The following is a 20,591-nucleotide window of genomic DNA, read 5'->3' as shown; positions in this document are numbered from 1 at the left end:
TTCATTCCTCCTTGTTCGATTTGAAGGGAAGCGCAATCCGAATTCGGGTCCCGCGCTTGTGCTTGCCCGCCGTTAGGGTCAACGTCCCTCGGATATCCGTCACCCGCGCATGCATGGCGGACAATCCGAAGCCGTACGGCTGACTGCGCCAACTGCTTCCATCGTTCTCGAGCTCGAAGAGAATATGATCCGGAGCCATTACGAACCGAAAAACAAACCGCGATGCGCCTCCGTGCCGAATGCCGTTGGTAAGGCCCTCCTGAAGCGCGCGATAAAACGTCATTTCGGCTTTCGGGTCCAGCCGGGGCAGCGACGGTTCGAGCTCGGCTTCTATCGCAACGCCGGTCTGCCTCCGGGTGTCTTCCAGCAAACGACGCATCGCGCTTACGAAATCCGGGAATGCCGCGTCCGCGTCCAGCACGTGAACGGAACGCCGGATTTCCTGCAGTCCTTCTTGAATATGGGATTTCGTTTGATGAATCATGTCGGTCGCAACGGCAGGTTCCTTATCCATGAGACGAATCGCCGTCTGCAGACCCGTAATCGCCGAGGTCAGCGTATGCCCGACCGTGTCGTGAATTTCGCGGGAGAGGCGCGTGCGCTCTTGCATCAGCGCTTTCTGCTCCAATTCGACCGAATACTCGGCGAGTCTCTCGTAGGCATGGCTTAGCCGCTGTTTCTGAAGAAACGCGGTTTTCGCCATATAGCTGAGACCGAAGAAGGTCGCGTATTCCATCGCCCGCGGAATCACATAGGAGATTTGCCCGAACGGCGGAAATTCGTAATGAATCCAATGGCCGATCGCAAAGGCCGCGTAGCAGAGCAGCGTCACGGCCACTCCGTATCGAAGCGCATGCAGGAAGGCAATCTCGGCCAGCAGAATAAACAAGTAAGACTGGCAGAGAAAGTCCCCCTCAAGGATCACGACGCCTGTCGCAAGGGAAAGCTGTACAATGACATAGACGACAGTCGTCGACGGCCGAGCATTCTGTATGAGGACAAAGTTGTACAATGCGTAGACCAGGGTGTACCCCGCGGCGAATGCGGATAGCAGGAAGCTCTTCTGTTCCTCCCAGAGCATCAAAAACACGAGCGTCTGCAGCACAACAAGAACCCATGAAGCTTTACGATAGAAAGAATCGGCCATCGTCTGTTCCTTTCAGAAGCAAGGTCGGATTGGACCATTTTCTATCGATTATACTACATTCGGGCTGCGGGCACGGATCATTTGTCGTACTCCCGCTCCCCGCCGCGCAGCCTGCAGCGGAAATCCTGGGGCTTGAGCCCGTATTTGCCGGAAAACAATTTGGAGAAGTAGCGGTAGTTCGGGATACCCGTTTGCTCGGCGATTTCGTACACCTTCAGATCGGTGCGCAGCAGCAGCTCCCGGGCCTGCTCGAGCCGATAGGTCAGCAAATAGTCGGAGAAGCTGCAGCCGATCTCGTTGCGGAACAGCGTACCGAACCAGCTCGGACTCAGATTGACGTGACCGGCCGCAGCCGCGGCATCGATCGGCTCCCTGTAGCGCTGCTCGACAAAGCGCAGCGCTTTCAACACCTCCGAGCGAACGCTCCGCAGAGACGTCTGCGTTTCCCGCAGAGCGTCCGCCGCCTCCTCGACCGCCGCCCTAACCTCCGAAATATGGCAGCTTTCCTCTATGCGTTTCTGCAGCCGAAGGCGCAGCGGAACGAAGCCGTCCGTCTGGCGGCACGTATAATCGTCGCTCAGACCTCCCGCCAACGCCGCGCCCATCATGCACAGCTGCGCGGGCTTCGGCAAATAATGCCGTTCCGCCTCCTCCAGCCAGCGAAGCAGCAGCTGCGCCACGGCCTCCGGGTCTCCCCGCTCGACCGCTTGGCGGCATTCCTGCTTCATCGCTTCGAAGACGTCGGGAGGGAACGTCGAGGATCGGCCTGGCGTTCCGGCGACGGCGGGCACCCCGAGAGGCAAATAATACGCTTCATCCATCAGCTGACGGCACTGGATCAACGAAGCGGTAAGCGGGGGACCGCTTCGAATGTCGGATACGCTCTGGAGCGCGGCGATTCCGTTGATCCTGCAGGCCTCGTAGCCGCGGCGCAGCGTCTGCATCGTCCAGCCGAAGAACGCCTGCCCTCCCCCTCGTTCGTCCGTGGCGGCGATCATCGCCCATAGTCCCGGTTCAATCTGCACGGCGAGCGACACGCGGTCCTCCTCGGCATTTTCCAGAGCCGGGGACGCGCCGAACATGGCGCGATTATGCTCCGGGGCAAAACGAATCAGCGCCAGCATATGCCGCCGGGAAGGAAAGGACAGCGCCGCAAGCTGATCGGCCGAGGCGTCCGCGTCGTCGTTGGACAGCAGCCGCTCGAGCAGGAGCTGGCGCAGCGCCTGCTTCCTGTTGCGCCTTTCCTGACGGATGGTCAGCGCCGCCTTGTTCAGGCAAGCGATGAAATCCCGTTCGGAGAGCAGCAGCTTCGTGATGTAATCGTGCGCTCCGTAACGGAGCGCCGCCTGGATCTTGTCGAAATCCTCGTAGCAGGTCAGCAGGATGAATTTCGGCGGCGTATTCATCCCGTGCACCCGCTTCAGCAGCTCAAGCCCGTTAAGCACGGGCATGCCGATGTCCGCAACGACGATGTCGGGCGCCAGCTCCCGTATCTTGTTCCAGGCTTGATTGCCGTTCTCCGCTTCGCCGACGATCTCGAAGCCGTGCCGCTCCAGGGCGAAAGAGCGGATTCTCCTTCTGGCCATCGGCTCGTCGTCGACGATCAGCAGCTTGAGCCTGACTTGGTCCGCATAATCGTTCATCGGATTAACCTCTCCTTGTCTGCTGCAAGCGATCGATTTCCCAGCGGCAGCGTCACGGTGATCGTCGTGCCCCCGTCGACGGCGCTGTCGACGGCCAGCCCATATTCCGCGCCGTAATACAAGCGAATCCGGCGATGAACGTTAAGTACGCCGATGCCGATTCCGTCCGCTTCCTCCATGCCGGACAACGCGCCGCGCAGCGTGGACAACCGGTCCGCGGACATGCCGACGCCGTTGTCCCTTACGGTCAGCGCCAGATCGCCGTTTCTCTCTTCCACCTCGATGTCGATCCGGCCTTGGCGTCCTTCCAGCGGGTGCAGGCCGTGGAACAGCGCGTTTTCCACGATCGGCTGGAGAATCAGCTTCAACACCTTGACCGCGCCCAGCCGCTCGCTCACGGGAGACACGGCGATCTCGAATCTGTTGTCGTACCTGACGGACTGAATGTATAAGTAATTTTTCGTATATTGCAGCTCGTCCTCCAGCGTGCGCTCCTCGCTGCGGCTGTCCAGACTGTACTTGAGCAGCCTGCACAGCACGTTGATCATCTCGTGAAGCTCCCGCTTGGGACTGAAATCGACCATCATATCGATCGTGTTCAGCGTGTTGTACAGAAAATGGGGATTGATCTGCGACAGCAGCGTCTGCATTTCCGATTTCCGCTTCGCTTCCTCCGTCGCCTGCAGATCGACGATCAGCGCCTTGATCGTGGCCGTCATCCGGTTGAACTGAACGGCCAGCTCGCCGAATTCGTCCTGCTGGCGAATGTGCAGCTTGCTGTCGAGATCCCCCTTGGACACCTTCCGGATGCCCTTGGTCAGCAGCATCACCGGACGCGTAAACCACCAGGACACCGCCACGTAGATGCACAGAAAACCGAGCGCGCCGAACAGCACGATGGCCCATGCGATCTGGCTCAGCGGCTCGAATCGCGATTCCAGCTTCTCCACGTCGCCGACGACAACGATTTTCCAGCCGAGATTCGCTTCCATCGTTCCGACGGAATGATAGATGCCTTCGCTGCGAAAATACGAAAGCGCCGAAGAGAGCGTCTGCACTTGTTCTTCGGAGATCAGCACCGGAGTCGTCACATTGATCGCCCCCATAAAATCGATCAGCCGATCCTCGCGGTCGTACAGCAGCGTCTGGGTTTCGTAGGCTCCGGCGAAGGCGGCGCTCCGCTCGAGGAACGCGGACAAATCGACGAGGAACGCCAAATAGCCGAGCCGTTGGCCGCCGGTGTCGAACACCGTCTTGGTCACGATGCTCGTCGGTCCGAACGTTCCGGAGCGCCCGATATCGGAGCGGATCGTATTGGACCATTCGAATACCCCGCGGCTCCGTTCGGCCTGCTCGTGGATCAGCGCCTCCTCCTTGGCGGAGAAATTGCCCCAGAACGTAATCGGGTAGCCGGTAATGTCTCCGTCCGCCGCAATGTACACGACGCCGCGCACGAAATCGGCCCGTATCATCGCGACCGTGCGCATAGCCTCGTACAGCCGGTCCCCCTGGCCGCCCTCCTGCTTGATGATCTCTTCCATTTCCAGCATGTTGTACGTAAGCTCGTTGTTATAGATGCCGATCAAATGCACCACCTGGTCGGACATGCCCGCCAGCGCTTCGTTCTGCGTCTCCCGCAGAAATTCGAGCGCGTAATCCTTGGCGATCTGCGTCACGATCAATACGAACAGGGTACCCGGGACTACCAGGAGCAAAATCAGCTTGTTGCGCGAACTCATCCGATACCCTCTCACCTAAGCTCGCCCCTTCTCTCCCTGCATACATAGAAGTATACTCACGAGCGCTTATACGTACAAGCGTTCGTGAGTATAGGACCGCGGACCCGTTCCGCAGGTTAAGGCTTGGCAACCTGAAGCTGCTCGGCCGCCTCGTCGATCAATTTCTGGCCGCCGGCCTTCTTCCACTCCTCCACGTAGCTGTCCCATTCGTCCAGCGAACGTTTGCCCAGCACGAAGGAAATCTCGTTCTTGTTCTGGAAATCGGTTATTTTCGTCGAGGTCGTGCCGTCCAGCGTAAGGTTCATATCGAAATTTTTGTAGCGGGGCATGGCGATGATTTCCTGATTGTATTTGCTGCCCAGCACGCCTACGGGTTCATCGTCGTACACCTGCCAGATGAGGCTGTAGCCGAAAAATTGCCAATCCGCCAGCGACTGATATTCCGGCTTCGCAAGCTGAACGTGGGTCGGCGCGATGGCGAATACGTTCGTGCCGTCTTCGTTCAGCTGCACTCTGGATTCTCCCGGATAAATTTCCGGACCGCCGCCCTGGGATACGGCCCAGTAATTGACGTTCGGATACATCATCGAATCGATCAGATGCGCCAGACGCTTGAGCTTGCCGGGATCGGCCGCCGCCTTCTTCGAGATGATGAAGATGCCTCCCGGATTGTCGCCCGGACCGTACATGCCGCCTTTGCCGTCATTGGACTTGAGCGGCTGGATCGGCGCCCACAGATTGACGGCGCTCGCGTCCTTCTTCTTCGCGTTGTACTGCTCGTCGATGATGTTCCAGCCCGGATACCAGACCATGCCGATCTGGTCGTTCAGGCTGTACGCCTTGAACGGCTCCCATCCGATCGTATACCAGTCCGGAGCCAGCAGCTTGTTGTCGTACAGCTTCTTCACGAACTCAAGGAAACGCTTGGTCGTGCCGTCCAGCATCGGATGATTAAGCTTGCCGTCGGCCACGTTCCAGCTCGGATGCCCGTACATCGCTTTAAGCGCGTCCATCATGCTCCAGCCGTTGCCCCCGCCGGCCGTAGCCATAAACCAGGTGTCGGGCTTGCCGTTCCCGTCGGGGTCCTGCTCGACCACCGCTTTGGCGTAAGCGAACAGTTCGTCCTCGTTGGTCGGCATGCTCATGCCCAGCTTCTCGAGCCAATCCTGACGAATGAAGTACCCCCAGTTGTTCGGGAAAACCGGGTACCGCGGAATGCCGATCATGTTGCCGTCAACGGTCGCCCAATTGGCGTAATCCTGCGTGACGTACTGCATCGTCTGCGGCATGTACGGCAAAATTTCCTTGGCATCGAGCAGCTGCCCGCTCTCGAAGAGGGAGCGCGCCACGTCCTTGTAGGAGAACATGACGAGATCGGGCTCCGAGCCGGAGGCGTACCGCACGCTGACGGCGTTCTTCAAATCCTCGCCGGTCATGCTCGAAAATTTGATCGAGACGTTGAATTGCTCCTCCAGATACGCTTTGATCGTATCCTCCGGCACCGGCTGGTTAAAGGCGCCGGCCACCATCAGATCCAGCTCGTATTTCTTGCCGAGATCGTCATACGCATAGCTGGAAGCGTCCACGGCCTTCGGCACCTCGGGGAACGCCGCCGGGAAAACCAGCTCTCCGATCGGCGATCCGTTATCGCCGGTATTCTCCGAAGCCGGGCTTGCTTGGCTCGTCTCCGACGCGCTCGACGCGTCGCCGCCGGCTGCCGTCCCGTTCTCCTTATTGCCCGACGAGCAAGCGCCAAGCGCCGCCGATAAAGCTATCAGCAACGCAATCGCCGCATAAGACCAATGTCCTCTCTTCATTCGTGTTTCCCCTTTCGAGCTCTGTTTTTTTATGTCAAGAAGCGCCTGAATCGCCTCCGAACACCGCGGTCAGCCTTTGACGGACCCCATGTACATGCCTTTGACGAAATGCTTCTGCAAAAACGGATAGACGCACAGCACCGGAATAATGCCGATGACAACCGCGGCCATCTTCAGCGTCTCCGTGCTGATCGACTGCGACGACTTGAGCACGGCGTTCATCGAATCTCCGCTGACGGAATCGATCGTCAACATGTTCTTGAGCACCATCTGCAGCGGATACATCTGCTTGTCGTTCAAATACAGCAGCGCGTCGAACCAGCTGTTCCAATGCGCGACCAGATTGAACAAGCCGATGGCCGCAAGCGCCGGCGCCGCAAGCGGGATGATGATCCGCAGCAGCATGCTCCATTCTCCCGCGCCGTCGATTTTGGCGGATTCGGTCAAGCCGTCCGGCAAGTTCTCGATAAAAATTTTGATCACGAGCAGACCGAAGCTGTCGACCATGATCGGGAGGATCAGCGACCAGTAGGAATCGATGAGCCCCAAATTTTTGATCACGAGATAGGTCGGAATCAACCCTCCGCTAAACAGAATCGTCGCGAGGATGAAGAACAGGAAGATGCCGCGGCCGGGCAGCGTCCGCTGCGCCAGCACGTAAGCGCCGATCGTCGTCAGCAGCAGCGTCAGCAGCGGTCCGACGACAGCTCTCCCCGTGGACACGACGAAGGCGTTCCAGATGACCGAGGAGGCCAGCAGCCGCTTGTAGGCTTCCAGCGTCGGCTCCAGCGGAATGATGACGAAGTAGTTGCGCGCGATCATCTCCGCCTTCGTCGTCAGCGACATCCCGATGACGTAGAGCAGCGGGAAGACGGCGGATATCGCCACGCCGATTACGATGAGGTGTATGACGATCTGATAGGTTCGCTCGCTCGCCGATTTGTAATGCACTTGACCCCTCCTCTACCAGATGCCCCGGCCGGTAAAACGTTTGGCCAGACTGTTGCTGATCACGATCACGACCATGCCGATGAACGATTGGAAGATGCCGACCGCCGTGCCGATGCTGAATTGCAGCCTGCCCAGCCCTTCGCGGTACACCCAGGTCTCGATGACGTCCGCCGTATCCAGAACGGCCTTGTTATAGAAGAGCAAAATTTGCTCGCCCCCTGCGAACAGGATGTTGCCGAGACTGAGGCAGAGCACGAAGGTGATGACCGGCAGGATGCCCGGCAGCGTAATCGAGACAATGCGTCTCAGCGGACCGGCGCCGTCGATTCTGGCCGCCTCGTACAGCTGCGGATCGACCGTGCTGAGCGCCGCCAGGTAGATAATCGTGCTCCAGCCGATTTCCTTCCATAACGCGGAGCCGACCAGGATCGGACGAAACCAGCCCTCGGAGAGAAAAAATTCGTAGCGCTCCAGCCCGAACTTCTCCAGCACGTTATTGACGAATCCCGAGCCGGTGGAGAAGAAAGCGAATACGATTCCGAATATAATGACCCAGGAGAAAAAGTGCGGAATGTACACGGCGCTCTGCAGCCACTTCTTGAGCCGTTTGGAGGCCAGGTCGTGGAACATGATCGCCAGTAGAATCGGCGGCACGAAGCCGACGATCAGCCGCAGCAGGCTGATTTCCACCGTGTTCTTCAGGACGTTCACGATCTCCGGGTCGTCGAACATGACATTGAAATTGGCCCATCCGACCCATTCGCTGTCGAAGACGCTCATGCCAAGCCGCAAGTCCTTGAAGGCGACGATCCAGGCAAGGGCGATCGGCCAATATCTGAAAATCACATAATATGCGGCGACCGGCAAAAACATCAGGTACAGGGTGCGGTGCTTAACGATGCTTTGCAGCAAGGTTTTGTCGGCGACGACGCCTCCCCCGCCCCCGGCCTTGGCGCCGGACTGCCATTTTCGGGCCACGATATCTCCCCCTTCTCTGGCTGTAATAGCGTTTACATGGCCTATTATAGCAAGGACTTTGCGCGCGCAAGTGGACTCTGCGACTGTAAATGTACACTCCTCGACTGTAATGCGGCCTTCGTTGGGAAGAGAAACGAAAAAAGGACCTTTCACCAGGTTTGGTTTGCCTGGGAAAGGTCCTTCGCCGTTTCGAAACTGTTGGTCAGATCGCCGCTAGGGCGTGTGTGCATACTCCGAGGATCGCAGATGTTGCCGAATTTTCGTTCCATGCAAGGAACTTTTGTGAAGGCGTACCGGGGGTACGTCAAGCAAAAGGGTCGATGCAGGGGGCGAAAAGGCGGTGATAGATGCCCCTGAGCGGGTTTGCATACACGCCTTAGGGGGCTCTGCATGCTTAATACACAGAGAGCGTATCATGGAATATCAAACCCTTCTACAGGATCCATAGGTTTGAAATATCCCTTTATACAATTCGGATTTATGACGCAAACTTGGATATGATTCTTTTCCTTGAAGCCCGCTCCAGGATAAAGTTCCCTTCCCTCGAAGAATACTCCTCGAACCGAGTCATACGGTTTTTGTCCAGTTTCTTTATTGTACTCATGTACGGCTTGGATCACGGCACAGTCCAAATAACGCCGTAACAGATCCTTACTTTCATTACCGAGTCCGTACTTATTTTCAGGCATTGGAGTGCCTAGATTTTTGAATTTCATTTTTAATATTTCGTAGCCCCGCCCTAAAACATCTAAGGAACTTTGCTCTAATAAATTCAAGCAATGACCTAAATCAATGATTGCGCCGAGGGATGCAGGCTCTCTGATCGGCTTTCTTGATCGATTCGGGTAATCCTTTAGCATTTGAGCGTAATCAATGGCGCGTTGAGGATTGTTTTCCCAAAAATAAATGCCGGGCCCCAGCCAGTCATAATCGTTATCACTGAAACGCATATTATCCTCGTGAAGCAATATTCTCTCAGCGACAGCTTTATCGCAACCATGAAAACCGAGTATAAAATTAGGAAGATTGGAATACATCATTTTTCTTGATATTGTGGCGTAAGCTTGCCATCCTTATCCACGATGCCTGCCTTTTGTAAGAAGTCCAAAGACTCCCTGCGAGGCTCCGCACTAATTTTTTTAATGTACTCATCCATATCGCAGATGTACTTTTTCATTTCGGTTGTTGTCATGCTATCCACCTCACAAGAAGGAGCGTTTTCTTATTAATATCTATTGTAACATAAAAAGAAAATATCCATCTATGGGCTTCAGGATTAGAATACCCATCATGAGAAAATAAATTGCGCTGCCGATCAGACTGCGTAGGCGCTGCCGCTGACCGCAAATAGAAAGATATTGCGGCCCTTTATTTCGTTCCCGGTTACATGGGCTGTGCCGTAGGCCGGATCACGATCTCGCTCACGGACGTATCGTCGGGCTGATCGATGGCGTATGCGATCGCCTTGGCGATGCGATCGGGCGGAATGCTCATGCCGCGGAGCATCTCGCCCATCTGCTTGACTTCGGGGCTGCTGACGGTATTCATCAGCTCCGTCTCGGTCATTCCCGGGGCGATGATCGTCGTTCGGATTCCGGTCTCCGGCGACTCTTCCTGACGCAGTCCCTCCGTAATCGCTCGAACCGCGAATTTGGTCGCGCTGTAGACCGCCGATGTCGGACTGACGACATGACCCGCGACCGAGGATACGTTAACGATATGCCCCGACCTCTGGTCCCGCATGACCGGCAGCACGGCGGCAATGCCGTAAAGTACGCCCTTCACGTTCACGTCGATCATGCGCTCCCACTCGTCCACGCGCAGCTCCCGGAGCTTCGAAACCGGCATAATCCCGGCATTGTTCACCAGGACGTCTACCCGGCCGTAACGTTCGACCGCATGCCGGACCAGCATGTTCATTTCTTCGGAAGAAGCAACGTTTGCTTGAAAGTAGTCCGCTTCTCCGCCGGCCCGACGAATGTCGGCCGCAATCTGCCGCAAGCGATCTTCTCTTCTCGCCGCCAATACCACCGCGGCTCCATTAGACGCCAACAGCTTTGCGGTCGCTTCCCCGATTCCGCTCGAGGCCCCCGTAATAATAACGACTTTCGATGCGCGCTGCTCCATTGCAATCCGCTCCCTGCTTTTAATATTTACGCTAAAACCAACATGCGTTGATTAAATAACATGCGTTGAATATAATTATAGGGAGCCCGGAACGGAGTTCAATCGTTAATCCGAGCGCATCTGTGGTCTAATCAACAGCCCGTGCGAATTTGTTGAAAAAAAAGGGGATGCGAAGCATGGGAACCGCCGCGAAAGTCGACCGGCGCGTCTTGAAGACGAAAGAAGCGATCACGAAGGCCTTTCTGGAATTGTTCACGATCAAAAATCTCGAGCAGATCACGATCAACGATATCGCGGATTTGGCCAATGTGAACCGGGGAACGGTCTATTTGCATTACAGCGACAAATATGACTTGCTCGACAAGCTGATCGAAGATCATCTGAACAAGCTGATTTCCTTCTGTGACCCCGGCGGGGATACGCCGTTAACCGGCGAACTGCTGCCGGTATTTCTGTACATTCAGGACCACTTTCTTTTCTTCAACGCCATGCTGTCCACGATTCGGGCCGCCGTGTTTCGGAGCCGCCTGATGGAATTCGTATCGGTCAACGTCAAGGAGAAGCTGGAGCGCCGCGGCTCCCGATCGGAGCTGGACGACGAATTAAACGCGCAGTTCATGGCTTCGGCGTTCGTCGGCATCGTGGAGTGGTGGATACAGCACGGCATGCCGCATCCGCCCGAGTATATGGCGAAACAGCTGCAAAACCTGTTCGTTAAAAACGATGTGTATCCCTGAACCGCATATTTTGTTTACGACCGGCAAGAGCGCTCGCTCTGCCGGTCGTTTTTGCGATTCGATGAAGACATGCCCGGAACGAATCCGCCGCTTACCCTTTGAGGCCCGTCGTGGAGATGCCCTCCACGAAATGCTTCTGCGCCATGAAGAAGATGAGCACGCAGGGCAGCATCGTCAGCAGCGACATCGCCATAATTTGATTCCATTGGATGTCCCCGCTGCTGTCGATCGCCATGCGCAGCCCGAGCTGCGCCGTGAATTTGCTGACGCTGTTAATGTAAATCAGCGAGTTGAAGAAATCGTTCCACAGCCAGATGAACTGGAGGATGCCGACGGAGAACAGCGCCGGTCCGCTGAGCGGAACCAGCACCCGCAGCAGAATGCCCGCGGAGCCGCAGCCGTCGATCTTCGCCGACTCGTCCAGGTCCTTGGGAAGGCCGCGCATGAACTGGACCATCATAAAGATGAAGAACGAGTACGTTCCCAGGAAAGCCGGTACGATAAACGGCCAGTACGAGTCGAGCCAGCCGAGCTGCTTGAACAGCAAATACTTCGGAATGATGACGACCGCCTGCGGAAGCATCAACGTCGCGATGACAAGCGCGAACAGCTGCTTTTTCAACGCAAAATCGAACCGGGTAAAGCCGTAAGCCACAACCGTGCTGGACACCAGCGTGCCCAGAACCGTAGGCGCCACCAGCAGGAAAGAATTGATCAGGAACGTCCCGAAGGTTAGCTGGCCGGTCCCCTTCCAGCCCTCGACGAAGCCGTCCCAACGGAATTCCGCGGGAATCAGCGAGAGCGAAGCGTAAATATCGGCGTTGCTGCGGAACGAGGCCGACACGACCCATAGCAGCGGATACACCATTACCAAGCCGAACAAGATCATCAATACGTAAGAAGGCGTCTTCGTCCACGTTTTCGCCGTCATTTTTCACCATCCCCGTAATAGACCCAGCGCGACGACGACTTGAAGATGAGCAGCGTGACCAGCATGATGATCGCGAACAGCACCCAGGACTGGGCCGAAGCGTAGCCCATTTTGAAAAACTGGAAGCCGTTCTGGTAGATCATCAGTCCGTACAGGTAGGTAGACTTCAAAGGCCCGCCGTTCGTAATGACCATGGCCGCCGTGAAATCCTGGAAGGCGTTGACCATCTGCATGATGACGTTGAAGAAGACGATCGGCGTCAGCATCGGCAGCGTAATCCGGAAAAACATGCGCACGCGCGACGCTCCGTCGATCTGCCCCGCTTCGTACAGCTCCGCGGGAATCTGCTTTAATCCGGCAAGGAACAGCACCATCGAGGAGCCGAACTGCCATACGGTCAGCAAGCTGATCGTATACAGCGCGAGTCCCGGACTGCCCAGCCAATCGAACTTGGGCAGATACAGCGCCTGCAGGAACGTATTGACCATACCCTCGCTGGAAAACAAGTAGCGCCATAGCAGCGCGATCGCTACGCTGCCTCCCATGATGGAAGGCAGGTAATAGACCGTACGGAAGAAATGAATGCCCCGCAGCTTCCGATTAAGCAGCATCGCCACCAGCAGCGCAAAGATCAGCTTGGCCGGCACGGCGATCAGCACGTAGATCAGGGTCACCTTCAGCGCCTGGAAGAACAGATCGTCGTCGGCGAACATTTTGCGGTAATTATCCAGCCCGACAAAATTCGGCGACTTGAACATATTGAGATCGGTAAACGAGTACGCGAACGACGAGAGAAAAGGGTACAGCTCGAACAGAAGAAACCCGAGCAGCCACGGAGCGATGTAGAGAAATCCGACCCAGCTGCCCTTCGGACGCCTTGGCCTTGCGGATGAAGCAGGCAGCGGTTTGACGGATACGGCGGCTGTTTTCATGCCTGCGTTCCTCCCTTGCGAATAATCGGTCGAATCGTACAGTTCGGTTTATTGCGATGCCTTCAGCTCTTCCAGCTTCTTGCCCAGCTTGGCGACGGTCTGTTCCGCCGCTTCCGCCGCCGTAAGCTTCCCGTAGCCGAGCTGCTCGACGAGATCGGTGCGGATCGTGGCCAATTCCGCGTTGCGCACGATGCCGTTAACCGGACCGCCGCTCTGCTCGACCGCGATCTCCGTGCCTTCCGCGATCAGCGGGTCCAGCTTGCCGGCGGCCTTCAGCGCTTCCACGGCCGCGGAGGAGGCCGGCGTTCCCCGGGCATCGCCCAGCAGGGCCGCCGCTTCCGGATCGTTCAGCAGCCAATTCATCAGCTCGGCGGCTTCCTCGGGGTGCTGCGAGCTGCGGGCAATCGCATAGATTTGCGAAGGACGAACCTCAGAGGCCGTGTTCTTGGCATCCTTGGCGATTACGATCGGCAGCACGCCGACCTCGAACGCGACGCCGTTGCTGGCCGCGGGAATGACCGACGGATAGCTGATCGTCATGCCCAGATGGCCCTGCAGCCATTTCGGATTCGTTTCTTCTTTATTGATATAGAGCGAGGATTCCGAGAACGGCTGGATGACGTGAGCGTCCAGCAGCTTCTGGATATAAGCGTAAGCCTCTTCCGCCAGAACCGCGTCGAAGCCGAGCGCGTAATCTTCGCCGATGAACTGGCTGCCGGTCTTCTGCGTGATGTAGATGCGGGCCAGCTCGGCCACCCATTCCGGCGCGATGTTGAGCAGATAATCCTCGCCGCCGCTTTCCGCGTAGACCTTCTCCCCGTACGTCAGCAGGTTGTCCCAGTCGAAGCGAACGTCCTCGGGAATGCCGTATTTGCCGAACAAGTCCTTGTTGTAGAACATAATCGTTCCGTTTAATCCGGTCGGCAGGCCGAGCAGCTTGCCGTCGATCGTGCTGTAGTCGGCCAGAAACTTGGCGTCGAACGTCGACGTGTCGATCCGGTCGCCCATGCCGCTCAGATCGGCGAACATCTCGCCCTGCGCGCTCAGATCGTAGAGCCAGGGCTGGTCGACCTGGATCAGATCGGGCGCGGTTTGACCCGCCAGCTGCGTCTTGAGCTTCTGCTCGTATCCGTCGAAACCGCCGTATTCCGCCTCCACCTTGACGTTCGGATGAAGCTCCATGTATTTGTCCAGCGCCTCCAGCGTCGCCTTGTGCCGGCTGTCTCCGCCCCACCAGGAGAAACGAAGCGTGACATTTTCCTTAACCGTTTCCTTGGCCCCTTCCGACGATGCCGCCGGCTTGGACGCTTCGGAATTCGTCGTTCCCGAATTTGCCGTCCCCGAGCCGCCCGAACCGCAGGCCGCCAACAGACCCGATACCAACAGGACCGAGCCTGCCGCTGCCGCGAGCTTTCTAAATTTCATACGACCATCCCCCAACGTGATTTGATAAGCGAAGTCAGCTTAACTGTACCAATGGACGCGAACCTTTTAAATGCACCGGACCTTCGATTTCCGGTCGCCGGTTTATGGGATTTTAAGCGTTTTATCCGAAAAGGGATGCTCGTTTCAGATAAGGTGTGCCGATTCCAGAGCCGCGGATGAGCCAACGGCGCAAATGTGCTATATTTTAGGCATGATTCGATTGACGAGGCGAGGAGACTGCATCATGTATCAATTGCTCGTGGTAGACGACGAATTCGAAATTCGCAACGGGATCAGCCACTATTTTCCGTGGTCCGAGCTTGGATTCGTCGTGGCGGGAGAAGCGGAGAACGGCAAGGACGCGCTGGATTTCATCCGCGACCATCCGGTGGACGCCGTGCTCTGCGACATCAAGATGCCGCTCATGTCCGGCCTGGAATTCGCCAAAGCGCTGCACGAGCGCAAGCATGCGGCCAAGGTCGTCTTCCTGACGGGCTACAAGGATTTCGAGCTGGTGAAGGAAGCCCTCGTATACGGAGCCAGAAACTATATCGTGAAGCCGACCAAGTATCAGGAGCTGGCCAATGTGTTTCATAAAATAAAGGAAGAGCTGGACGAGGAAGGCCGCGCCGGCCGGAACGGGGAGCGAACGGGAGATTACCTGATCTCCCAGATCAAGGACTTTGTCGCGGAGCATTACAAAACCGTTCAGCTCAAGGACGTGGCGGAAGTCGTGCATATGAATCCGTACTACCTCAGCACGCTGTTCAAGAAGAAAACCGGCCAGCCGTTCTCCGATTACGTCCTGTCGGTCAAGATGGAGACGGCCGCCAAGCATTTGCGGAACCCCGCCAACAAAACGTACGAGGTCAGCGAATGGGTCGGCTACAGCAATCCGAAAAATTTTTCCAACGCTTTTAAAGCCTACTTCGGCAAAAGCCCGAGGCAGTTCCGGGGCGGGGAATAGAAAGGGCGTTCGATCGCGTGAAGCGCAACGATAAGGCGAGGAGCCTTGTATTCTTCATCGTTCCTCTCATGGTTCCCATCCTGCTGCTCGGCTCGTTCTCCATCCTGCTGACGCAGCGCTACATCGTCCGGGATCTCGACCAGAAAAACGCGGGCATGCTGTCCCAGGCGAAGGACAATATCGCCATCATGCTCAACGAAATGGACACGCTGTCCATCAGCTATCAGACGATCGCGGACATCTCCGTGCCGCTCAAGTCGATTCTCGATTCGGAGAAGCTGACCTACGAGCAGGTGAAAGCGCTCGATATTATTAGCAGCTATATCAAATCTCCCGCCAACGCGAGGCCGTACATCGATTCCATCTACGTCTATTACAACAATCCCTATCGGCATATTCTGACCTCTACGGACGGCTTGACCAAGCTGGAGCGTTTTCCGGACAAAAGCTGGTTCGATCGTTACCTGGAGCACGGGGAAGGCGATTCCTGGCTGGAACGGAGAAGCATCAACCGCTTCGACATCGGCGACAAGCCCGTCATTACGCTCTATCGCAAGCTGTATACGCCCGGAGCCGCCCGGGCGACCGGGGTGCTCGTGCTGAATCTCGATCCCGCCTACGTCAACGGCATGCTGCGGGAAATTGCCCTGTATCCGGAGCAGAAGCTGCTCGTGCTCGACGGCAATCGGACGCTTCTGTTCTCGGCCAATCTCGGCGATACCGGCATTTCCGAAGACGATCTCGCGGCGATCGTCCGCTCGCGGGAGCATCGCATGACGCTGGACATCGACGGCAAAAGCCATGTCGTCACGCGCCTGTCCTCGGACCGGCACGGACTGGAGCTCGTCTCCGCCGTCCCCCGGAAGGTGCTGTACAGCGTTCCGAATTTGCTCGGCAACGTGACGCTCGCGCTGCTCGCCATCTCGTTCGTCCTCGGCGTCCTGATCAGCTACAGCCTGACGAAGCGCAACCGGCGCAATCTGAAGGCCATCGTCTCGTTGATCAAAGCGGCGCAGAACGGGCAGGCGCTGCCGGAGATGAACGTGCGGGTCTCGGACGAATACGGCTTTATTTTGCAAAATATGATCAAAACGTTCCTCGAGCAAAGCTATCTGAAGACGCATCTGTCCGAACGCACCTACCGCTTGAAATACATGGAGATGCTGGCGCTGCAGGTCCAGATCAATCCGCATTTTCTGTACAACACGCTCGAAATCATTTATTGGAAAACGCTCGGCCTGACGGGGCGCCCCAACGAGGCCAGCCAGATGATCGAGCATCTGAGCGATATTCTTAAATTTTCGCTGAGCAGCCCCCAAAGCACCGTCGTGCTGGACAAGGAGCTGGAATTCACCAAAATTTATTTGGAGATTCAGAAAATCCGCAACAAGGACAAATTCGAGATGGCGTGGGAGGTCGAACCGAACGTGCTGCATCTCCCCGTTCTCAAGCTGATTCTCCAGCCGATCGTCGAAAACAGCATCGAGCACGGAATCAAGCTTGCGCGAAGGAAAGGCTGCATCAAAATCAAAATCCGCCAAATCGGCCCCAAGCTGCGGATCGGCATCGTCGATAACGGGATCGGCATGCCCCGGGAACGATTGACGGAGGTTAACGAGAAGCTGCGCAGCTACGATCCGGCCTTCTCGGATCGGGACCTGTCGGCCTCCGACCGCAAAATGGAAAGCATCGGCCTGTACAATACGCACAAGCGGCTGCAGCTCCATTACGGCGACGCTTACGGAATCCGGATCGTCGGCAAATCCGGCTGGGGGACCAAGGTGGAGATTACGCTGCCGGCGGGATCGGCGGCGCCGCAAGATCAGCTGCTGCCCCCTTCCGCTTGAATGAATCGGGACCGCTTGGCGATAGGCGCGCAAGCGGTCCCGTTCTGTTACAGGCAGGCGTATACGAGGTTTTTCAGGCGCGGATGCACGTAAGGCTCCTGGCTGTTCAGCAGGTGCTGCGCGTACATGACGGTCACCTGCTCGTTCGGATCGACGACGGCCAGGCAGCCGGCGGCGCCGGCCCAGCCGAATTCGCCGAGCGGGCTTAACGCTCCGCTTTCCGCCTTGGAGATATGCGTTCTGACGCCCAATCCGTAGCCGTAGCCCTTCAGCTGTTCCCAGGAAAAATCCTCGCGCATGCGCCCCGTCAGCACATCCGTCCGCATCAGATCGACGGTTGCCGGCGCCAGAATGCGCACTCCGTCCGGGCTTGTTCCGCGGTTGGTCAGCGCGTTCAGGAACAGCGAATAATCGCTTACCGTCGACAGCAGTCCCGCCCCGCCGCTCTCGAATGCCGTGCCGAGCCGGTAACCGTTCCCGTCCTTGCGCACAGCTTGGCCTAACGCATCGTTATATTCATACTGCGGAGCCAATCGGCTTCTCTGCTCCTCCGACAAGTCGAAGACGGTGTCGCGCATGCCGAGAGGTCCGGTGATCTCGTCCCGGATATAAGCGCCGAAGCGCCTGCCGTCCACGGCCTCGACGAGGGCCCCGAGAACGTCGTGGCACAGGCTGTAATTCCAGCGGGTGCCCGGCTCGAACAGCAGCGGTTCCTTGGCCAGCGCCTCCGCGAACGCCCGCGTCGGCACTTGGCCGTTCGTGCGCTGCACGGCTTCCTGCAGGGAGGGCGAGGCGGTATCGTAGGAGAAACCCGCCGTCATCGCGAACAGATCGCGTACCGTGATCGGCCTTTGCGCCCGCTCGAGCGCGACTTCGCCGCCTGGAAGCCGCTTTTGCACGTTCATCTCCGCGTATTCCGGCAAATATTCCCCCAACGGATCGTTCAGCAGAATCAGACCTTGCTCCACGAGCCGGAGCGCGGCGACGCAGGTCATCACCTTCGTCATGGAATACAGATTGATCATTTTGCCTTCCTCGATCGGCGTGCCCGCCTCCAGGTCGAGATAACCGCTCCGGTAACGGAACACGGGACGATTGCGGTGAATGACCAGCACCTCCGCCCACGGAATGCGCCAAGCCGTCATGCGATCGATAAATTGAGCCAAGGGTTTGAAGTCCATAATCGCCATCCTTTAGTTGTGCTTGCTCTCTATATTCGATATTCGTCAAGCCGGTCCCGGAATCCTTCCGCCGCGCGGGCTGCTGCGAAGGATCGGCCTTTGTCCGGGGATAGCGCTCCACGAGCGGGCGGATTGCGGGGGATTCGCCAAATTCGTCATGGCCCGCCTCGAAAACGCAAGCAGCGGTCTTGATCGCCGTCCGTCCCCGGCCTATAATGGAAGCGACTTATCGCCGGGCTCGACCGGCTGTGATCGGCAATCGCCCGGCGCATCGAGCCGCCGGACTTTACGACGCAAGGAGACGATCGATCGGGATGACCGTATACAAGCCTCCGCTCCCCGCCGCGCGCAATCGCTACAAGGGTTCGTCCGAGCTGCGGGAAGAGCTTCCTTTTCCCTACGAATTCGACAATCTCTCCTACCTCGGCATTCAAGCGCTGAGCGCCTGGCAGGTGGACCGGCACATTCACGAGCATTTCGAGCTGTGTTATGTGGATGAAGGACAGGGCTGGTTTTCGATCGACGGAGATTTGTACCGCGTGGGCCAGGGGGACCTGTTTCTGACGAAGCCGGGAGAATGCCACCAGGGCGCTTCGCTGGGAGAAACTTACCGGCTGTACTACACCGGCTTTCTATTGACGAAAAGCCCCAAGCTGGAAAAGGATTATTATCGGCTGGGGCGCGGCCGCACCGTGCGCGATCCGAGCGGACGGGTCAAGCGGCTGTTCGACGCCCTCTTCTCCGAAATCGAGGAAGCCGGGCCGCATTCGGCGCTTATGGCGGAAAGCCTGTTCCACCAACTGCTCGTCCGCGTTATCCGCCTCTATCGCGACGCCGGCCTTCCGGACGGCGATCCGGAAGCGGGCCCGCTCGCTCCGGCGATGAAGGAGCTGCTTCATTCGCTTCACGAGCATGCCGGCATCGGCGTCAACGCCGCGGACCTGGCGAAGGCGCACCATCTCAGCCGGACGCATCTGGAACGGGAGTTCAAGCGGGCGTTCGGCATGCCGCTCGGCAAGTACATTCGCACGCTGTGTACGGACCGCGCCAAATATTGGCTGACGGAAACCGACGATACGATTACCGCGATCGCGGAACGGCTCGGCTTCTCGTCGCTTCATTCCTTCAGCGTGTTCTTCAAGCGCCGGACGGGGATTTCTCCGTACGCCTACCGCCGTCCTTCCTTGGAAAAAGACGAAAAACGTTAACTTCTCGCGGAAGCCGGACAAAGCCGCCGGCGGCAGCCCGCGTTATGATGAAGGCAGCGCATGAGGCAATCGCGCGGCAATCATTCAAGCGGGAGGAAACGGAAATGACGAATCTGAACAAAGTACTGCCGACCGAGGCGGACATCGCCTTTTTCGAGCGGAACGGCTACTGGGTCGCGCCGCAGCTTATCGACGAGGCCCGGCTGGAACGGCTTCGCGAGCACATGGAACGGGTTTATGCCGGTCAATTCGCGACGGGGCGCGCGCCCTACAGCGGTTATTGGACCCCCGAGCAGGGCAACGGACTGCGCAAAACCGACAACTCCCATTGGGCGGATCCGGAGCTTCGTTCGCTGGCCGTCGATCCGGTCATCGGCGAGATCGGCTGTCGGCTGATGAAGGCCGCCTCCATTCGCCTCTGGCACGACCAGCTGCTGTTCAAGCCCGGCAACCCCGACCGCAGGGCGGGCGGCAATGTGGGCTGGCATCAGGATTACGCGTACTGGCAGTGCGCGGCCGAGCCGTCGCTCGTCACCGCGTGGGTCGCTTTCGACGACGTAAGCCTGGACAACGGCTGCATGCAGGTCGTTCCCCGGAGCCATCGGTGGGGCCTGGTCAACGTGAACGATTTCTTCGAGCAGGATATGGAGAAGCAGCGTCAGGGGATGGCTATTCCCGACGGCGACGCGTTCGAGCCGGTGCCGCTTGTCATGAAAGCCGGCCAGGTGAGCTTCCATCACGCGCTAACCATACACGGCAGCGGACCGAACACGACGACCAACCCCCGCCGCTCGCTGGCCGTCCATCTGATGACCGGGGATACCCGTTACAAAGCCGGCACGCGCGGCGACGGCCATATGAACGTAGGCCTGCTGGGCGGCCGCGACGGCGACTTGTTCGCGGGCGAAAATTTTCCCGAGCTGTTCCGGGCTAACTGAGGCCGGGCGCGCTGCGTTCACGG

Annotated in this window: 18 protein-coding genes; 5 read left to right on the top strand and 13 right to left on the bottom strand. The window is 57.7% G+C overall.

Going from position 1 to position 20,591, the window contains the following annotated elements:
- Position 1 precedes the first annotated feature (1 nt).
- The 9 genes from ACFFT4_RS14785 to ACFFT4_RS14745 all read right to left on the bottom strand — a co-directional run bounded on the left by ACFFT4_RS14785 (position 2) and on the right by ACFFT4_RS14745 (position 10,402).
- Positions 2–1,147, bottom strand: coding sequence for a sensor histidine kinase (locus ACFFT4_RS14785; protein ID WP_378048840.1), 1,146 nt, complete (start codon positions 1,145–1,147; stop codon positions 2–4).
- A gap of 77 nt (positions 1,148–1,224) precedes the next feature.
- Positions 1,225–2,790, bottom strand: coding sequence for a response regulator (locus ACFFT4_RS14780; RefSeq protein WP_378048838.1), 1,566 nt, complete (start codon positions 2,788–2,790; stop codon positions 1,225–1,227).
- Positions 2,787–4,529 carry a cache domain-containing sensor histidine kinase gene (locus ACFFT4_RS14775; RefSeq protein ID WP_378048836.1) on the bottom strand — a complete coding sequence of 581 codons (1,743 nt, stop codon included), beginning with the start codon at positions 4,527–4,529 and terminating at the stop codon, positions 2,787–2,789. The genes ACFFT4_RS14780 and ACFFT4_RS14775 overlap by 4 nt, the downstream gene beginning before the upstream one ends.
- A gap of 116 nt (positions 4,530–4,645) precedes the next feature.
- Positions 4,646–6,346, bottom strand: coding sequence for a type 2 periplasmic-binding domain-containing protein (locus ACFFT4_RS14770; protein WP_378048833.1), 1,701 nt, complete (start codon positions 6,344–6,346; stop codon positions 4,646–4,648).
- Positions 6,347–6,415: 69 nt separating this feature from the next.
- Positions 6,416–7,297 carry a carbohydrate ABC transporter permease gene (locus ACFFT4_RS14765; protein WP_378048831.1) on the bottom strand — a complete coding sequence of 294 codons (882 nt, stop codon included), beginning with the start codon at positions 7,295–7,297 and terminating at the stop codon, positions 6,416–6,418.
- A gap of 12 nt (positions 7,298–7,309) precedes the next feature.
- Complete coding sequence (locus tag ACFFT4_RS14760; RefSeq protein ID WP_378048829.1) at positions 7,310–8,275, bottom strand: ABC transporter permease; 966 nt, start codon at positions 8,273–8,275, stop codon at positions 7,310–7,312.
- 413 nt (positions 8,276–8,688) lie between these two features.
- On the bottom strand, positions 8,689–9,225 hold the full coding sequence (locus ACFFT4_RS14755) for a hypothetical protein (RefSeq protein WP_378048827.1): 537 nt from the start codon (positions 9,223–9,225) through the stop codon (positions 8,689–8,691).
- An 86-nt stretch (positions 9,226–9,311) separates the two neighbouring features.
- Positions 9,312–9,467 (bottom strand): hypothetical protein, encoded by a 156-nt coding sequence (locus tag ACFFT4_RS14750; RefSeq protein ID WP_378048825.1) that lies wholly within the window; start codon positions 9,465–9,467, stop codon positions 9,312–9,314.
- Between the two features lie 191 nt (positions 9,468–9,658).
- Positions 9,659–10,402, bottom strand: a complete 744-nt coding sequence (locus ACFFT4_RS14745; protein WP_378048823.1) for an SDR family oxidoreductase — start codon at positions 10,400–10,402, stop codon at positions 9,659–9,661.
- A 176-nt stretch (positions 10,403–10,578) separates the two neighbouring features.
- Between ACFFT4_RS14745 and ACFFT4_RS14740 the strand changes: the two genes are divergently transcribed.
- Positions 10,579–11,139 (top strand): TetR/AcrR family transcriptional regulator, encoded by a 561-nt coding sequence (locus ACFFT4_RS14740; RefSeq protein WP_378048821.1) that lies wholly within the window; start codon positions 10,579–10,581, stop codon positions 11,137–11,139.
- A 91-nt stretch (positions 11,140–11,230) separates the two neighbouring features.
- On the opposite strand, the gene ACFFT4_RS14735 is transcribed toward ACFFT4_RS14740, so the two are convergent.
- Genes ACFFT4_RS14735 through ACFFT4_RS14725 form a run of 3 tightly spaced genes read right to left on the bottom strand, consistent with a single transcriptional unit; the run spans position 11,231 to position 14,427 of the window.
- On the bottom strand, positions 11,231–12,070 hold the full coding sequence (locus tag ACFFT4_RS14735; protein WP_378048819.1) for a carbohydrate ABC transporter permease: 840 nt from the start codon (positions 12,068–12,070) through the stop codon (positions 11,231–11,233).
- Positions 12,067–13,002, bottom strand: a complete 936-nt coding sequence (locus ACFFT4_RS14730) for a carbohydrate ABC transporter permease (protein WP_378048817.1) — start codon at positions 13,000–13,002, stop codon at positions 12,067–12,069. The genes ACFFT4_RS14735 and ACFFT4_RS14730 overlap by 4 nt, the downstream gene beginning before the upstream one ends.
- A 48-nt stretch (positions 13,003–13,050) precedes the next feature.
- Positions 13,051–14,427 carry an ABC transporter substrate-binding protein gene (locus ACFFT4_RS14725; protein ID WP_378048815.1) on the bottom strand — a complete coding sequence of 459 codons (1,377 nt, stop codon included), beginning with the start codon at positions 14,425–14,427 and terminating at the stop codon, positions 13,051–13,053.
- 244 nt (positions 14,428–14,671) lie between these two features.
- On the opposite strand from ACFFT4_RS14725, the gene ACFFT4_RS14720 reads away from it, so the two are divergent.
- Both ACFFT4_RS14720 and ACFFT4_RS14715 read left to right on the top strand, forming a co-directional pair.
- Entirely contained in the window at positions 14,672–15,394 is a 723-nt protein-coding gene (locus ACFFT4_RS14720) for a response regulator transcription factor (protein ID WP_378048813.1), read from the top strand.
- A gap of 17 nt (positions 15,395–15,411) precedes the next feature.
- Positions 15,412–17,241, top strand: coding sequence for a sensor histidine kinase (locus tag ACFFT4_RS14715; RefSeq protein WP_378048811.1), 1,830 nt, complete (start codon positions 15,412–15,414; stop codon positions 17,239–17,241).
- Positions 17,242–17,288: 47 nt separating this feature from the next.
- On the opposite strand, the gene ACFFT4_RS14710 is transcribed toward ACFFT4_RS14715, so the two are convergent.
- Positions 17,289–18,422, bottom strand: a complete 1,134-nt coding sequence (locus ACFFT4_RS14710) for a serine hydrolase domain-containing protein (protein WP_378048809.1) — start codon at positions 18,420–18,422, stop codon at positions 17,289–17,291.
- A 314-nt stretch (positions 18,423–18,736) separates the two neighbouring features.
- Between ACFFT4_RS14710 and ACFFT4_RS14705 the strand changes: the two genes are divergently transcribed.
- Together ACFFT4_RS14705 and ACFFT4_RS14700 are read left to right on the top strand one after the other, a co-directional pair.
- Positions 18,737–19,630, top strand: coding sequence for a helix-turn-helix transcriptional regulator (locus ACFFT4_RS14705; RefSeq protein WP_378048807.1), 894 nt, complete (start codon positions 18,737–18,739; stop codon positions 19,628–19,630).
- Positions 19,631–19,734: 104 nt separating this feature from the next.
- Positions 19,735–20,568 (top strand): phytanoyl-CoA dioxygenase family protein, encoded by an 834-nt coding sequence (locus ACFFT4_RS14700; RefSeq protein ID WP_378048805.1) that lies wholly within the window; start codon positions 19,735–19,737, stop codon positions 20,566–20,568.
- The last annotated feature ends 23 nt before the right edge of the window (positions 20,569–20,591 follow it).

Origin of the sequence: Cohnella cellulosilytica, assembly GCF_042431195.1 — a bacterium.
Lineage (GTDB): Bacteria > Bacillota > Bacilli > Paenibacillales > Paenibacillaceae > Cohnella > Cohnella cellulosilytica.
The sequence above is the reverse complement of the archived record's forward strand: the minus strand, read 5'-3'. Positions and strand labels throughout refer to the sequence as shown.

Bases quoted from the DNA above. Each gene is read 5' to 3' on its own strand.
- ACFFT4_RS14770 (WP_378048833.1), bottom strand. From the start codon at position 6,346: ATGAAGAGAGGACATTGGTCTTATGCGGCGATTGCGTTGCTGATAGCT.
- ACFFT4_RS14710 (WP_378048809.1), bottom strand. From the start codon at position 18,422: ATGGACTTCAAACCCTTGGCTCAATTTATCGATCGCATGACGGCTTGG.
- ACFFT4_RS14785 (WP_378048840.1), bottom strand. From the start codon at position 1,147: ATGGCCGATTCTTTCTATCGTAAAGCTTCATGGGTTCTTGTTGTGCTG.
- ACFFT4_RS14730 (WP_378048817.1), bottom strand. From the start codon at position 13,002: ATGAAAACAGCCGCCGTATCCGTCAAACCGCTGCCTGCTTCATCCGCA.
- ACFFT4_RS14755 (WP_378048827.1), bottom strand. From the start codon at position 9,225: ATGCGTTTCAGTGATAACGATTATGACTGGCTGGGGCCCGGCATTTAT.
- ACFFT4_RS14775 (WP_378048836.1), bottom strand. From the start codon at position 4,529: ATGAGTTCGCGCAACAAGCTGATTTTGCTCCTGGTAGTCCCGGGTACC.
- ACFFT4_RS14745 (WP_378048823.1), bottom strand. From the start codon at position 10,402: ATGGAGCAGCGCGCATCGAAAGTCGTTATTATTACGGGGGCCTCGAGC.
- ACFFT4_RS14780 (WP_378048838.1), bottom strand. From the start codon at position 2,790: ATGAACGATTATGCGGACCAAGTCAGGCTCAAGCTGCTGATCGTCGAC.
- ACFFT4_RS14700 (WP_378048805.1), top strand. From the start codon at position 19,735: ATGACGAATCTGAACAAAGTACTGCCGACCGAGGCGGACATCGCCTTT.
- ACFFT4_RS14720 (WP_378048813.1), top strand. From the start codon at position 14,672: ATGTATCAATTGCTCGTGGTAGACGACGAATTCGAAATTCGCAACGGG.
- ACFFT4_RS14705 (WP_378048807.1), top strand. From the start codon at position 18,737: ATGACCGTATACAAGCCTCCGCTCCCCGCCGCGCGCAATCGCTACAAG.
- ACFFT4_RS14725 (WP_378048815.1), bottom strand. From the start codon at position 14,427: ATGAAATTTAGAAAGCTCGCGGCAGCGGCAGGCTCGGTCCTGTTGGTA.
- ACFFT4_RS14750 (WP_378048825.1), bottom strand. From the start codon at position 9,467: ATGACAACAACCGAAATGAAAAAGTACATCTGCGATATGGATGAGTAC.
- ACFFT4_RS14735 (WP_378048819.1), bottom strand. From the start codon at position 12,070: ATGACGGCGAAAACGTGGACGAAGACGCCTTCTTACGTATTGATGATC.
- ACFFT4_RS14740 (WP_378048821.1), top strand. From the start codon at position 10,579: ATGGGAACCGCCGCGAAAGTCGACCGGCGCGTCTTGAAGACGAAAGAA.